11 protein-coding genes are annotated in these 15,721 nt (G+C 47.2%); 2 read left to right on the forward strand and 9 right to left on the reverse strand.

Annotation, left to right across the window (positions count from 1 at the left end):
- Window positions 1-131 precede the first annotated feature (131 nt).
- Both IC230_RS27315 and IC230_RS27320 read left to right on the forward strand, forming a co-directional pair.
- A complete protein-coding gene (locus tag IC230_RS27315; protein ID WP_191042242.1) occupies window positions 132-1,232 on the forward strand; it encodes a Gfo/Idh/MocA family protein in 1,101 nt (366 codons plus the stop codon).
- 180 nt (window positions 1,233-1,412) lie between these two features.
- A complete protein-coding gene (locus IC230_RS27320; RefSeq protein ID WP_191042243.1) occupies window positions 1,413-1,643 on the forward strand; it encodes a hypothetical protein in 231 nt (76 codons plus the stop codon).
- 29 nt (window positions 1,644-1,672) lie between these two features.
- On the opposite strand, the gene IC230_RS27325 is transcribed toward IC230_RS27320, so the two are convergent.
- From IC230_RS27325 to IC230_RS27365, 9 genes are all read right to left on the reverse strand, one after another.
- Window positions 1,673-2,686: a hypothetical protein gene (locus IC230_RS27325; protein ID WP_191042244.1), complete on the reverse strand. Its 1,014-nt coding sequence runs from the start codon at window positions 2,684-2,686 to the stop codon at window positions 1,673-1,675.
- 63 nt (window positions 2,687-2,749) lie between these two features.
- Window positions 2,750-5,464: a hypothetical protein gene (locus tag IC230_RS27330; protein ID WP_191042245.1), complete on the reverse strand. Its 2,715-nt coding sequence runs from the start codon at window positions 5,462-5,464 to the stop codon at window positions 2,750-2,752.
- Window positions 5,465-5,543: 79 nt separating this feature from the next.
- Window positions 5,544-6,935 carry a protoporphyrinogen/coproporphyrinogen oxidase gene (locus IC230_RS27335; protein WP_191042246.1) on the reverse strand — a complete coding sequence of 464 codons (1,392 nt, stop codon included), beginning with the start codon at window positions 6,933-6,935 and terminating at the stop codon, window positions 5,544-5,546.
- 76 nt (window positions 6,936-7,011) lie between these two features.
- Window positions 7,012-7,773 carry a glycosyltransferase family 2 protein gene (locus tag IC230_RS27340; RefSeq protein WP_191042247.1) on the reverse strand — a complete coding sequence of 254 codons (762 nt, stop codon included), beginning with the start codon at window positions 7,771-7,773 and terminating at the stop codon, window positions 7,012-7,014.
- 208 nt (window positions 7,774-7,981) lie between these two features.
- On the reverse strand, window positions 7,982-9,145 hold the full coding sequence (locus tag IC230_RS27345) for an acyltransferase family protein (RefSeq protein WP_191042248.1): 1,164 nt from the start codon (window positions 9,143-9,145) through the stop codon (window positions 7,982-7,984).
- Window positions 9,146-9,225: 80 nt separating this feature from the next.
- Window positions 9,226-10,923 carry a hypothetical protein gene (locus tag IC230_RS27350; protein ID WP_191042249.1) on the reverse strand — a complete coding sequence of 566 codons (1,698 nt, stop codon included), beginning with the start codon at window positions 10,921-10,923 and terminating at the stop codon, window positions 9,226-9,228.
- A 9-nt stretch (window positions 10,924-10,932) separates the two neighbouring features.
- Complete coding sequence (locus tag IC230_RS27355; RefSeq protein ID WP_191042250.1) at window positions 10,933-12,675, reverse strand: hypothetical protein; 1,743 nt, start codon at window positions 12,673-12,675, stop codon at window positions 10,933-10,935.
- A gap of 11 nt (window positions 12,676-12,686) precedes the next feature.
- Window positions 12,687-13,598 (reverse strand): transketolase family protein, encoded by a 912-nt coding sequence (locus tag IC230_RS27360; protein ID WP_191042251.1) that lies wholly within the window; start codon window positions 13,596-13,598, stop codon window positions 12,687-12,689.
- A gap of 41 nt (window positions 13,599-13,639) precedes the next feature.
- A complete protein-coding gene (locus IC230_RS27365; protein WP_191042252.1) occupies window positions 13,640-15,643 on the reverse strand; it encodes an NAD-dependent epimerase/dehydratase family protein in 2,004 nt (667 codons plus the stop codon).
- Between the last annotated feature and the right edge of the window lie 78 nt (window positions 15,644-15,721).

Consider the following 15,721-nt stretch of genomic DNA (forward strand, 5'->3'; position numbering starts at 1 on the left):
ATAACAGAAAAGTTGTTGAGTTTGTAGTCTGAAGTTGGTAGTTTACTGTTTTCAAGCAAGATTTAAGCCATCAAGTTCCATTGTGCTAGTTAATGCCATCTGGAATAGTAACCCTAAAACCGAATATCCTTATGACTTCACGCAGAACTTTCCTGCATACGACCGCCCTGAGTAGCGCAGCGTTAACCCTTTCGCCGAATGTACTCTGGTCGGCTACACGTCCTGCTAAAGACAAGCTTGGCGTTGCTCTTGTGGGGCTAGGCTATTATAGCACTGATTTATTGGCTCCGGCTTTACAGAAAACCAAAAATTGCTATCTGGCAGGTATCGTAACCGGGACACCCGAGAAAGCTGAGAAATGGAAGAAGCAGTATAACATTCCCGATAAGAATATTTATTCCTACCAAACCTTCGATCAGATTGCCAACAACCCTGATATCGACGTCATTTACGTAGTGTTGCCGCCCTCCATGCACGAAGAATACGTAGTACGGGCAGCGAAGATGGGGAAGCACGTGTGGGTAGAAAAACCTATGGCTGTAACGGCTAAGGAGTGCCAGAATATGATCGATGCCTGTGCGAAAAATAAGGTATCGCTGGCCGTTGGCTATAGGCTTCAACACGAACCCAACACACAAGAATGGATGAAAGGGCTTCGCGACGGGAAGATCGGAAAAATTCAGATGGTCAGTTGCTCGGCGGCCTATTACGACGCTCGGACAAATCACTGGAAGCAGAAGAAAGAAATGGGTGGGGGCGTCATGTACGACATGGGCGTATACGTATTGCAGGGTGCGAGGCTGGCAACAGGCGAAGAACCGATTGCCGTTACGGCCCAGCAATATACAAGTCGCCCCGATGTATATAAGAATGGGCTTGATGAAACAACAATGGCGCAACTCATTTTCCCTAGTGGTGCACGGGCAGCTGTTCAGACCAGCTATGGTATGAATATGAATTATCTGAACGTAACGGGTTCGAAAGGTACGCTGTATGTAGAGCCGTATTCAGGGTATAACGGTCAGAAGGCCGTATGGAGTGGTAATAGTAATAAAATTGAGCATCCGTATGAAGTTCCTTCGCAACAGACTATGCAAATGGACGACGATGCGGCTGCGATTATGAACAAAAAACCGATGATCGCTCCCGGTGAGGAAGGGCTCCGCGACATTAAAATTGTCGAGGCTATTTATGCCGCAGCCAAATCCGGGAAGGAAGTAAAGATCAGCTAAAAAAAGTATGATAGAGTTTAATTTGATAGCTTCTGCAAGAATGCTGGATGTTAACTAGTTAGATGACTGACTGTTTTAGTTGTATTCTATGGCTATTCTTGTTGTCGTATATAAAGTCGGGCGGCTCATTTGGTGAGCCGCCCGCTTTTTAGTTATTTCGCTTGTCAACCCCCGTCTACTATGCAACCCGCTGATTTTACCAAACTCCCCGCCGACCAGCAACTCGATACACTTTATTTTACGGGTGACATTCTCGCGAATCGTTACGAAGGCGAAAATATTTTTCTGCTTTATAATCTCCGCGACTTCTATGTCGAACTTCGATACGACGCGTACAACAACCAGCTTCACCAGGTTACGGCCTTCAAAGACACGGACAAATTAGAGCCGTATTTGCCGTATTTAGCGTAAGATTCCAAATAAAGTAGGATATGATCCACTCAAATATGGAGTTTTTCTCGTACTAAATCCAGCCAGATTGACCGTCCCTCACAAGTCCAGTGCGTATCACTTTTCAGATAAACAGCTGTTGGCTTATTACGGAATGGGGTATACGTATCGATGATTGGTACGTGCAGATTTGGATTGCTCTGAATTCGCTCGATCAGATGATTGTAGGCGCCCCGATTGGGTTCCAGAATACTCGCTTTATTAGGAATCAGTGATAGATAGACTTCATCGAAACCTAGCTTGCGATAACGGCCGGCCGTAGCATTAATACTATCGATCAACACATTTACTTCGCGATTAGTCAGTGGTGAGAACGACGAATTTAGCACTTTGGCTTTGGTGGTATCGGTGTCTAGATTTAAAAAAATGTGTTTTTTATCTTTGGATAAACTTACACTCGGAGACACTCGCCCGAACCAATCCAGAGTGATTTTAGCCTTTACCTCTTTGAACCAGAATGCCCAGTCATGACTAAATAATGTCGATTCGAGTCGCTCTTCTACAGCACTGGTTCCCAGACGAAAATCAGCCATAATGTGTTGACTCAGCGTTGGGGGATATTTAGTTATACGATTGGTGTCAACTTCAATAGTAAACTCGCGCACAGGCTGAGCAAAATGCTCCCTCACGTGCCGTTCGACCGATTCAATCAGTAATACGTTGCGCTTTGCTGGATCAAGCTGGATAAATTGGTTAGATCCCCAGTGAACCCGTTGAAAGTGACGCACCCGAAAATCAGATTTATTCAGCCGTTGAGGTTCCGTAAAACTGTCACCGATGATATAAAAATGGGTAGAAGCGGTGTCACTTGACTGGTCAGTCGATGGACAATCAGCCGGCCATAATTTGAACTGGGGTAGTGAAGATAACCGGTATAAGTCACCATATCGGTACTCGTCTACAATTACGTTTAGCTTATACAGATAGCGTGATACCGTAGTGGATAAACCAGCACCCCAGAGAATGAGCACAATGGCTAAAATTATGTAGCGAAGTAGGCGCATAAGGCAGAGGGTATAGGGTTAGGGGTAGCGGGTTCAGTTTTGCTCTCTGCCCCTAACCCTACACTATCGAAGTCGGATACTAAATAACTCTACGGCTTGTTTGGCACTGGTAAGAATATAAATCTCGTTGGTGCGCTCATCGAACTGTAGGGTTATTGGAAAATCACTTGGAATCGGTTGGTCGCCAATGATACGTCCATTCAGATCATAGAGCGTAGTGAAATTGCCTGATTTAACGCTTACTACGTCGACGCCTGCACCAAGACGATGATAGCGAACATTGTTACGCCCCGATTGCAGCGCCCGCACATCGAACCGTCGTTCTCCCCCCTGATCAAGAACCGTTATTTCAGTATCCGATAGGCGCAAGAGCTGCCAGTTGGTTAGATCTTCATCTGGAAAAAGCCGAAATAAAGCACGGCGTACAGGCCGATATAACTGCGTCCGTTTAGCAATCAGACCATTGCTGTTCAGGGTCAATAACTGCCCCTGGTCGGTTATCGTCTCAATCGTCGAACGGCCCGGTGGTTGTAAAGCTGTTCCAACAAAGTGAATTTCGGAATCTTCTTCATTCGTCCGTTCGATACGGGCCGGAAAGTGAGGATACTGTTTACCGTTTTCCTGCCAGTGATTCAGCGTTCCATCTGCTTGTATGGCCAGAACGTCCATACCAGTTGGTGTAGCAATGACCTGAAACGGTAGTTGCAACGGATTTTTATGGGGAGCAGACATTAACCGTATAAAAATGCGCTGTTGCCGATCGAGTGCATAAACATGCCCGTCGACATGAGCCGCCAGCGCTACTAAATTTCGTTGCTGATTACCACGCGGTCTGGCCAGATAGGATACGTCGAGGCCAGTAGGTAATGGGATCTTCTGAACAGCAACGGCTTTTTTGAGATGAATCGGATCGGCTACGTACAACGTTTGGTCCGTCATGAACAGATACTGCAACCGGCCGTTATTTAGGAAATCGATGCTTAATACATTGCTCCGAATAGGTCCATCCAGCGTACCCTGTATAAGTTTGTCGCCTTCGGGAGTTACAAGTACAAATTGGCCCGGATTCGTGTGGGCGTAAAACTGGTTTGAACTCGCGCTTAGTCCGCCAACTGCAATGGGTGCTGAAAGCAAAGGAGCATCAAGATTGATTTTTTTCTGCAATAGTAATTTGTTCAGTACAGCCTGACTCGCCCGACGGGTGGTGCGGCCCAAAACAACGGTCGACTGAATGTTTTCATTACCATAGCTCGCCTGGTAAGCCATATTCTCCAGGTTCGCCAACGCTGGACTACCAGTTGCCGGATCGACCTGATCGAGTAGGTTTTGCCAGGCCAGTGGCCAGGTTGTAGGAACCGTAGTGTGCGCGCGATTCAAACGAACGAAGGCCGTAAAATTCGCTGGTCGTAAGGTTGAGTTCAATAAGTCGGCCTGGCGTTGATCGGCTGACCATACCGCTCCCCGCTGAACCTGCTGCAAATAATCCTGTAGCGTTTCTTCGCTGTTAGCAACAATTAATGACGATCCGTGCTGCGTTATCCAGCTTTGTGAAAATCCTGAGAACAGACTGCTAAAGAGTGACGCGGGGAGTTCTGGTACGTTCAGCAACAAAAGCTTATGACCAAGAAAGGATTTAGGTGGTGAAGCTTTTGCTCCGGCCTGATACGCTGCCTGTTGATAGGCGTCAGCCAGTTGTTTCCCGTTTTGAGCAGTTATAATCATCACCTGTCGTAATGCCCCTGTTCGCGATTCCAATCGGCAGAGCAGAATATCACTGCCTAAGGCCTGGTATAGCGGTTTAGCCGCGGGCTTAATCTGATCGAATCGATCGCGGAGGAAATCGCTGGAAGCTGAGCCCAACAGCTGATTTAGTGAACGGCCAAAACGAGCAGCATTGCTAATGCCAATATGGTATAACGTAGCTGTTGTCTGCGGAATAAGATAAGCATGTTGAATACGACGGGGCGTCTGATCAGCAAAGAGAGAGGCTACGTCGCGCCGGTTACCAATCTGGTCAATGGCATAACCAATCAAATGAGATGGAGAGGCTGATTGACGGAATTGCAGATTTAATTCTTCGGGGAGAAAAAGCCGAACCAGCGAGCCGACATTCCCGAAGAGTGATTGAATGACATCTGGTCGTACGGAAATAGCGGCCAGGTTATCCGAATCGACCTTGAAATTGGGCTCTGGTTGCGAAATCTTCAGCGACTGGTGCATCCGTTTCGCTACGTTCTCCATCAGAATGCCGGATACACTACCCACTAGAAAATCATCCGTCAGGATAAATGAACCAACCGGATCATTGGTTCGGGTAACCAAGTCCAGTATTTTTTCACCCGAAAAGGTGTGATTTAGTACCCGGTACTGACGTGGGTCAGGATTGGTTAGTCGATTAATAAACGGCTGGTCACTATCCGAAATCGGAATGTAAAAAATATAATCAAGCGTCGTTTTGGAAATAGAGTGGAGCGAGTAACGAACGTTACGTCCCGATACAAATTTTAGAACCGTGGCTGTATCGGCAGCTGCGTAGAGAAACCGGTCAAGGCGTTGGCGAGCTTCGTCGAAGACCGGAATCTGTCGCAACGACATTTCCGTTCGGAAAGTCCGTGCTGAAACCGTGTCCTGAAGTCGGTCGCTGGCCAAAATCAGTAACGCACCCGGCGGAACCAATGACCCGACGGTACGTGTCGTGGGAAACAGGCGTCGGTAGCCTAACCAGCCGCCTAGCAGAAGAATCACCACACCAATACCGATCCAGGTACTTCGTTTCATAGTTTAAAAATAGTCGATCGTCGTCAGTTGATAGTACGATAATGTCAAGCTATTGACTGATGACGATCGACTAATAGACTTATTTACCCCACATCGCATTGGCGGTTTCGGGGAAGGGCATCGTCACTTCCGGTACGTTGGCAGCCACTCGGTTAGCCCATTCAACACCCTGCATGAGCGAGTGATCCTGATTGCTCACTTCATATTTCCAGGCGCCAAACCGACCCCGCGAATAAATACCAAAGGGTTCGAGTTTAGGCAGAACGGCTTTCAGAATGCCGTCACGTTCAACCGATGGAGTCGGATACCCATAATCAAACGCCATGTGGAAGGTTGAAATCACGTCGTCGGCCGATTCGATAAGCTGGTCTTCAATCAAAGCGCGAATGGTGTCGTCAATCAAGGTTTCCCGATTAACCGGTTTAGCCGCCGATTCACTTGTTTCGGTCATCAACGACCAGTTTTGATTGATGTCCGGTACGTTATTAGGACTATAGTTCGAAAATACCGTCACCCGGTAATAAGGGCTGTTGTATTCCGGAAAATACATCCAGCACATCGTTTTGAGGCTTTCTTTCGGTTTACCTTTTAAGCCGATACCTACTACGTTCGTTGAGGAATGTTTTAATCCCTGCGCCGTTTGAACGGTTTCGGACTCCAGACCTTCTACCCGTTGCGTAAACAGATCGAGGGGCATTGTGCTCAGCAAATACTCATAGTGAATTTCTTCACCATCGGCCAGCACAAGTTTCTTCTCCGGTCCAATCACTTTCTCGACCGTAGCGTTGAGTTTCACGTATTCACGGCCGACAAGATCGCCAACCGCTTCCCAGATGCCGCCCGTACCGCCCTGTTTCGGGAACTTAAACGTACTGTTCGGACCCCACGAAAAATCGTCCTGGTCGAAGATGATGTTTTTGGTAACCCGCTGCAGGTCGGTAATGGCAACCCGTTCGCCAACCCATACGGCGTTCATATCTTCTGGTGGATAGGCCCACACCTTAAAATTATAAGGGAACATGAACGTATCGGCAAGCCCCGGCCCGAACGTAGCCAGAATCCACTCGCGGAAGTTCGCCGGTTTCTGGTTAGTCGGGAATTTGTAATTATGGATGATGCCTTCAAGGCATTTCCACATGGTTTCGGGGGATAGGTATTTAATGTTGTTCTGAAATGGATATGGAACAAACCGATTTTCGATCCAGACCCAGGATTCACGCTGGTGACTAAGCCATCCATCTTCGCCTAATGCCTTGAGCATTAGGTCATCAAAATACTTGTAGTGCGAAAACTGCACGTGGCCACCTACGTCCCAGGTAAATCCTTTTTCGTCTACAAAACTTTTAGACAGCCCACCAATACGGTTTTCCTTTTCTAGAACGATGAAGTCAGTGATGCCTAATTCTTTCAGGCGATAGGCCGCGCCAAGGCCCGTTGGACCCGAGCCTATGATAACATATTTATAATTCATAGTTGAGTTGAGGAGTGATCATGATGTTTGCTATGGGAGAGTAGGAACATAGCTTGTACCATTCATCATTCTCAGTTTAAGCTGTTACCGGTTCTGGCTTTTTGAGCGCTTTAACCTTATCGCTCAGATCGAAGCGAAACTGAGCGAGTTCTTTAAAACTCTGAATACACACTTTAAGCAATTTCCACTTCAAAATAGAAACGGTACCCGTTACCCGTTCTTTGTGGGTAATGGGAATATCAAACGTATTGAAGCCCGCTTTTTTAGCCATAACAGCCAGGAAAATATTGGGAGCAAAAGGCGTTGGCGTAGGAAGTTGCGCCAGAAGTTTCCTAAGGAATGTTCCCCGAATCAGCCGAAACGGAATATTGCTATCCATGATATACGTTCCATAGATCAGGGCAATGCTCCAGCGGAGGATACGGGTGATAACTAATCGGGCTGGGGCATCGTAGCGCTCTTCGCGATAACCTAAGATAAAGGGCGACTCATTACGTTTAGCCCACAATTTCCCAAAATCATCGGCAATGAACTGATCATCACTGTCGGTTTGGAAGACGTATTCCGAATCCAGCGCAACCGCCTGCCGATAGCCATTTACAACGGCGTTTCCATGACCACCATTGGGTTGATGAACCACCATCAGTTTAGGGTAGCGATCCTTTATTTGATCCAGAATAGCGCCTGTTTGATCACGGGAGCCATCGTTGACAACAATCAGACGGGTATTTTCGGCGGGGAACTGACGGGTCAACAAGTCGGTCCACTGCTTAACAACAGTTTCAATTACTTCTTCTTCGTTGTAAGCCGGCATTACAATTGACAACAGGAGGCTCATTCAGTGTACTTTAGGAGGTTGACAATACGTTTAGCGCTCGTCAACAGGTTTATGATAAGGCGGCTTAATGATTGTACCAGCCCGGATAATTTGTCTAATCAATACCGCAAATATAGGAAATTGTTGTTGGGTAATGTCCTAAGCGAGCAGGACATTATTAAGCGGAAAGCAAATCTGATCTATAGGGAATTCTACACCTGCTGTGTGATCAGTAGGAGTATCGATCCTTAAGCGAATTAATTGGCTTCTCGATCAAGAACCAGGAAACTGTAGCCACTAAAATGGTTAGGGTAAGATAGAATGAAAACTGAAAAAAATAGGAGCTGTGTAAAAAAGGCAGGATATCGGTAATACGGCGCCAGGCTCGTACGGTAAAATGCGTCGGCTGCGTATGGTATACGTTGAATACAAAATTGTGGTATAGATATAAGCCGTAACTAATACGGCCAAGGTATTGACTGACAGGGTTTTCCAGTATCCATTGCATAATCCCGCCAAAGCCCAGGACTGCCCGGCCAATCAGGAAAAAGCCAAATAAAGAAGCGCTCAGCCGTTCCCATACATCCGACATGACGTTATGATAACCTCTGGGCGAATCTATGGCGATCCAATTATTCAATAGACCAACCCCAATAAAACCTATTAAACTCAACCATATCCAGATTGTGGGTTGAAAAAGACGTGTAAATCGCTCACGCTCATATAACCAACCATAGGCCATGAGAGCGCCTAACCCGAAGGCATCCAGACAAGTGGGTGTTGAAACATACCCGATAAACCAGGCTGCATCAGACTTGTACAATACGTACCGTAATGTCACACTGCCAACAATCATACAAAGGGCTAGTAGGGTTACGTGTCGGCGAGGAACAAAAAATATCACTAAGGGAAGTAAAAGATACACCTGTTCTTCAACTGCCAGCGACCAGAGATGATCTACGGTGCCCAGCCAGGTATGATAGATGGAAATGTAGATGTTCGTGCCATACAGAGCCAGCCAGGCAAATTTTTGCCGAACTGGTGGTTCGTTAATAAGAGCCAGGATAAATAATGTGAGGTAGTAGACCGGAAAAATCCGAATGGATCTTCGAATGTAGAATGTTTTAAGATATTTCGATAGGCCACCACTTGGCCGATTGCTGAGTTTATCTTTACTGGAGAGCAGAATTCGGGTAATTAAAAAACCACTTAGTACAAAGAAAATCGTAACACCCAGCGCACCCAACGCTCCTACCGGTAATTCGATATGGGTCACTGCCCAGTGGTCGAATAAGACTAAGGCGACTGCGAGGAACCGAACGCCATCCAACTGAACAATGTGATTCTTGTCTTTTGGAACAGTCTCTGTTGATGAAAGTACGGTTAACTGCATGGAATAGTTGGAAGAGTACGGTAGTAAGCAATCAGAGACAAAGACTTCATCAGAAACACCGTATCAGAAAGATGAAAAGGCTACAAAGATGTAAAAATAACGTATCGATTAGTCATGGCAAGATACATACGATTATTCCGATTAGTGAGAATGCCAATTCTATACCGCCCTGGCGCTAGCTTTTCTTTTAAAACCTGTGCGTCGAACCCTATTGGGCTGAAATAGTTAGTAAAACCAGACTGGATTATGGATGATGGACGTAACGGACGTGCGGCAAATAAATACGTATGGGATAAGCTTTTAAAGAAAATGTATGAGCCGTCATCAGGCCTGGAAAGGCTCGGATTAAGGGCATCGGCTTTCGCAATAGTATACATAAAGGGCTGTTCATCTACCGTATCGACCGTTATCGTTGTCGGTGCAGACCACCATTTTGGCGATGACAGCGTAGTAAGTTCGTGGCTGAAAAAAGGTCGCTCAGTTGGAACATATAGCTGATGAACGTCCTGTTGATTTTTCTCAGGTGTATTGGTTACGTAATTGAAGTATTCGGCAACGACCCGCCGATGTTGATTAACAATACCTTCGAGGCAAAGATAATTCGCGAACAAACTGTGGCTGATACTAATCAGCAGAACGCCAAAAACGTAGCGTAAGAGAAACGATTTCGTTCGCCAGCGATGTAGGCTGTACAAATAAACTATACTCAGCGCCAGCGCCGAATAGATTCTATAACGACTTTGCAACAAATAACCAGGACCAGCAAAGCCAACCCTGGAATATACGGTGATGACGGCTGTGGCAAGCAGAAAAAGAAAGCAACTCAGAAAGAAACTAGTGGCTATGTCAACACGTGTGGTTGAAAACAGACGTATTACCGAAATAAGAAAAAGCACGGCCATACCAACGACTACGACGCCAAGAGCGGCTGTCAGCCCCAGTGTGGCTTCTGCGCTCAGGAGGCTGGTACCCACGTTAGGTGATGGATTCGCGAAAGCACCCAGGAAAACAAAGAAAGCTTTGAACCAATCGATTATTGGATAGCGAAACGGTGAAGGGAAAAACGAGATCCGGTGATAGGTATAAAAATAGCCAGCCAGTGATAGCACGGTTGCTACAAACCATACAATCAGAAAGCGCCATTGACGCTGGTAAGTCAATACGAACAGGCCCGCAATAAGCACCAAGGCACCGTTGCCGCCAGAGAACGTAGTGAACACGGCCAACCCCAGTGCCAGTAGGCGGGTAGCTGACGTATTCTGTGCCAGCCAGTAAAACGTGCCAAGAGCAAATGCCAGTACCCAGAAATTCTGGACAGCAGCCATGGCCCAAATCAAACTCTCGTACGATTGAAGCGTGACAAGCAGGAATGGCACCGGTACAAAATAGAGTAGGGGATACCTTAATCGGCGGAACACAGCGAAGAGAATCCCTAGTGTAACCAACAGTCCGATGAATCCAATGAGCGTCAGACCGTAATAGTTCAGCGTACCGTTAATTTTGGCAAAGAGAACAAAAACCAATCGTGTCCAGATAATGCGATGTTCCCAGTGCTGATCAAAAAAATGGGCTATCTTCTGACTAACCGTACTACTTTTTAAGAGCAACAAATGCTCCTGCACCTGAAAGTCGTCCCAATAAGGAAGGTTCAACGCATACGTAATGACTGTCGAGCCTACTAACACAACAGGTACCAAACACAGGAGTAGCGCATACCAGGACGTCTGGGGCGCTACCTGTTCAGGTTGGTAAGTGATTGACTGAGTGGGTGAAGACATGCGGAAGATTTACCAGTTCTTTTGAATATCCCTGCGTTTCTGCGGAGCCGCCGTGATGGTTTGGTCGGTGGGATGCCGTTCAAAACCACCGTCGGCCCTGACAATTAATCGTTCGATTTGATACGTTGCCGAATCTAATTCAGCTTCGGAAAAAGAGCTGGATATGCCCTTCCTGAACAAATCCTGAAGGCCTATATTCGCTTTCCAGGATGACGTTAAGGTAGGGATTGTCGGAAATAGATAGATTCGTTTCGCTGATCGGGCCAGAATATACGTGCCTGCATCCGGGCCGATTGATGTAACAGCTGTTGTATCCGTAAACACGAAACTGTCACCAGTCTTGTTGATCGACGAGAACGGCACCGACGAACCATTAACTGGTCTATATAAATCGGGCAGGATGCGATCGTAAAAAGCTGGTGAGTTATTTAATATACGAGCCGTTTGCGGATCGATCGCCGAGATTGGTCTATTCGTTGAATACGTCCAGTCAAACTGCTTTGTCAGCAAATACTGACGAAGTGATATGGCTTCATCCAGATACATCCGGTACGAGCTTACCATGAGCACGACACTAAATAACAGCCCGCTACGTAGTACCCACTTTCGTTGGGATGGGCGAGTCTGAACAAGAATATAACTATAAGCAAGAGCCAATAGTAGCAGCGAATAGATTTTATATCGACTGGTAATGAGCGTACTCATACCAAAACCTAACCGGCCCCAAGCTACCGTGGCGGCTGTAGTAAGCAGAAATACCGTAGCAGCGGCAAAGAAATAATCGATTGACGAAAGTTCTCGTTGGGTTAACCCTTTCTTGAGAATATAAAGCAAAGCCCCCAAAACTAATACAGAAAGGGCCCCACCCAGCAAAAGGCACATTGTCAAGACAATCCGGAAAGGAAAAGCTTCACCAGCCGCTCCATTGAAAGCCAGCCAGCCTATAATCAAATCGACAAAAGAGCCTTTCACGACCGGATTGCCGGGCGGTTTTTGGTAGCCCCAAAAATAGAGTGCGATAATAACAATCGCACCGATACTCCAGATTACTAACGGTTTGTAGCTAGATCGGGCCCGGAAGATTTTCTGAGCGAGCAGAATGGCAAAACCGATTGGCCAGATGAGCAGCCCATTACCACTCGTGAGCGTAGCGGCAATGGCCAGCAGCAAAGGCAATGAAATCGGTCGAGTAAACGAAAGCAGATAAGCGGCCCAAAACACCCACAAAATAACCGTGAAGTTTTGCAGAGCAGCCATACCCCAGAACATGTTTTCCCACTGCGATAGGTTCAAAAGCAGAAACGCAACGGGTGGTAGATACACTAACCCATTGGCGAGGTAATCAATGGACTGGTTTTTGTTTTGACCCACTAACGAACGGCCCAGTACTACTCCAAAAATTAGGAGTAAACCAAGCAGACTCAGATTACCAACAACCATCAAATGACGGTAATTCAACTTGCCCGATATAGTAAAATCCAGCCACGTAATCAGCCGATCGTAAACAATTCGGTGTTCGTTATGCTGTCGAATAAATTCATAAAACTTCTCTGAAAAGGACGTTTCTTTCTCAAGATTAAACAGCAGCACCTTAAGAACATGATCGTCCCATTTCGGTACGTTCACGGCATACCGATCCCAGACATACCAGAATACAATGATCGGAATTAGCAGTAACCCTCCTGCTAGTAAACGATCAGGTAGCCCGTAATGCGTCTGGCGGGATTGTCGGGTATCTGGTAAGGTAACCAATGGATCGAAAACTAATTATAAGTAAACGAGGTCAGGTGCCGGGCAATGGAAGTCGGATCGAGACCTGATAATTGCTGATGGTATTTCTGATCGCCATACAGTCCGTTCGGATAGCCTTGCGCCGATAAGCTCACAAACTTGCTCGGCGCTACTCCGTCCGCGAGGAGTTTGACGGAGAGTTGCTGCGCCAGTCCACCGATTGATACGTGCTCTTCAACGATGAGTAGTGGTTTCCCTGCCCAACTGTGGGCTAAGTCGGATGGCAAATCGAGTGGCAGATTGGTAGCTGTATACACGTCGAACTGATTAGTCAGCAGATCGTCCTGGAGGGCTGTTAATACGTTGGCAGCGACGGGTCCAAGGGCAACAACTGTGCCAATGGAAGCCGGGCTACGAACAATGTGCTTAAATGACCCATATGTTTCGGCACCATCAGGCGTGTTGGGACCTGCCCCTAACCGAAGATAGGTTGGACGGCCTTCGGCTACAATTTGGTCCAGCATGGGCGACACTTCGTCAGCAAACGCGGGAATGTACGTGTTTACGTTCTGCAAACTGCTCAGACAGGCCAGGTCTTCAATCGCATGGTGCGTGCTACCCATGATGCCATACCCATAGCCACCCCCATTACCTACCAGAAAAACAGGCATCTTATGCAGACAGACGTCATTACGAAACTGCTCCAGACATCGATAAACCACAAAGGGTGCAATGCTGTAGCAGAACACCTTGTAACCTTTATACGCCATTCCGGCTGCTACGCCAACCATGTTTTGTTCGGCGACTCCCGCATTGATAAAGCGAGGTCCCATTACATCCATTACGTTCTCAAGTGCACTATAGCCCAGATCCCCCGTAATGAATATCACTTTATCGTCTTCCCGCGCGATTCGCTCGATAGCGGCTGAAAATTCTTTGCGCATTCTATTTTAACTTTTATGCTGATGAGTCGCAGGCACGCGGCTTACTTACTCTTCCGCTGCTCAACCAACGTACTGATTTCGGCCGCTGTTTTGTAGACTCGCTGGCCTTTGCGGACCATCGTTCGAATAAATTTCGGCCGTTTTTTTGTCTCTTCAAATATCTTACTGATGTATTCGCCTAAAAATGAGATACCTAGCAGGTTGATGCCGCCAAAGAACATAACTAAGATGATAACGGTAGAAAGACCATAAGGCGTATTCGGATCGAAGTTGAGCAACCGCGAAAGAATCTGCCAGACGATTCCCAGCATCGACAGACCCGTCAGTACAAAACCCGCATAGGTCATCAATTCCAGTGGAGCAAAGCTGAAGGAGAAAATAGCTTTCTTGGCCCACCAGATGTTCTTCGTCCAGTTATTGGTTGAGACACCGAACATCCGTTCCGGCCGTACGTAATCAACACCCGTTTGCCGGAAACCCACCCAGGCCCGCAGACCACGCAGGAATTGCTCCGTTTCGGGTAAGTTGACCAGTTCGCGTACCACCTTGCGGTCGATCATCGAGAAATCACCGGCGTCAACGGGAATGTTGATGTAAGCTGTCCGCTTAAATAATCGATAGAACTGCTTGTAGAAAAAATGAACGTGTGGAGCCATTTCACGCTGTACGCGAACGCCGTAAGCTACATCAAAGCCCTCCTGCCATTTCTCGTAAAATTTTGGAATAATTTCGGGCGGGTCCTGTAAATCGCCGTCCATTAGCACAACGGCGTCGCCCGTCGCGATTTCCATGCCACTCAAAAAAGCCGATTGCGAACCAAAATTACGCGAATGCTTAATGGCGATCACGTTCGGATCTTTTGCGCAAATTTCGTTGAGCACCTCGTCTGTATTATCGGGCGAATTGTCGTTCACGAAAATAATCTCATAGCGAACCTTCATCTCGTTGAAGGTCTTTACCAGTCGCTCATACATATACGGTATGGCCTGAGCGTCTTTGTAACAGGCAATAATCGGCGAGATGACGGGATTGAGCGTTGGTGTCTGGAAGGCCGGAATTACCCGATTTTCGTATTCATGAGTAATTTGCCAGTCGGCCGTTTGCTGTAGTCCGTCACCGAGTAATGTAGTGGCTTTCCAGCCCAGGTCGGCTTCAGCTGCCGCCGGGTCGCCGTACCAGTCGGCTAAATCCCAGTTGCGGTTGTTCATGCTTCCCCAAACAGGCTCCTGCCTGATCCCGAAGGTTTGCCGCGCTACGTCGACCAACTCCCGCATCGTTGTTTTCTGCCCTGTCGCAATGTTATACGACCGTCCCCGAATGTCGGCGTTGACACGTAGCGCAGCCTTTACGAACGCATCGACGCAGTCGTCAATGTAGACGAAATCACGGCTAATATCGGGCGAGACGAGTGGCGGTAGCTGCCCTTTCCGGTTCTCTTCCACAAGCCGGGGAATGAGCCGATCCGGTTCTTCCCAACCACCGTAAATGGAGTACAGTCGCAGGTTAAGCGTATTGAGATTATGAACCTTGGCGTAGTAGTCAAGCGTATAAGCCGCCGATACTTTTGAAACGGCATAATGACTGTTTGGCTCTACCGGATCAGTTTCTTTGGGCGCTGTACAATTGAAGCCATATTCCGAACTGCTTCCGGCGTGGATATACACCATGTCGGGTGTGCAGTTTTCAAGAATATTAACCGTTCCCAATACGTTGGTTTCGTAGGTCAGGCCAACATTTTTCTGTTTACTGTAAGCCCCGTAGGCTGCCAGATTGAAAATGGTTTTCGGCTTGATCTTACCAAAAACGTCCTGCACAGACGTATTGGAGAGAATATCACAGTGGACAATATTTTCGGCGGGAACGTCTAAAAGTTTGAGCCGCCAGGCTTTTGTTGCGTCGTGTGTGAGCGCGTAAACATCCTTGCGGATACGGAAAAGTTGCTCAAACAGATTGGCGCCAATGAAGCCGCTGGCCCCGAAAACAACGATAGGGCCTTTAAGTTGTGTAATGTCAGAAGGTAGCAAATTGGGTGCAAACTGATTCATTCAGGCCGCAATATTACGGCAAAAGGCTTGGATATGACCAACGAATGGGCAGGTTTATAGCCAACGGTAGCCAGCCGG

The sequence above is a fragment of the Spirosoma validum genome, from assembly GCF_014699035.1.
GTDB classification, from domain to species: Bacteria; Bacteroidota; Bacteroidia; order Cytophagales; family Spirosomataceae; genus Spirosoma; species Spirosoma validum.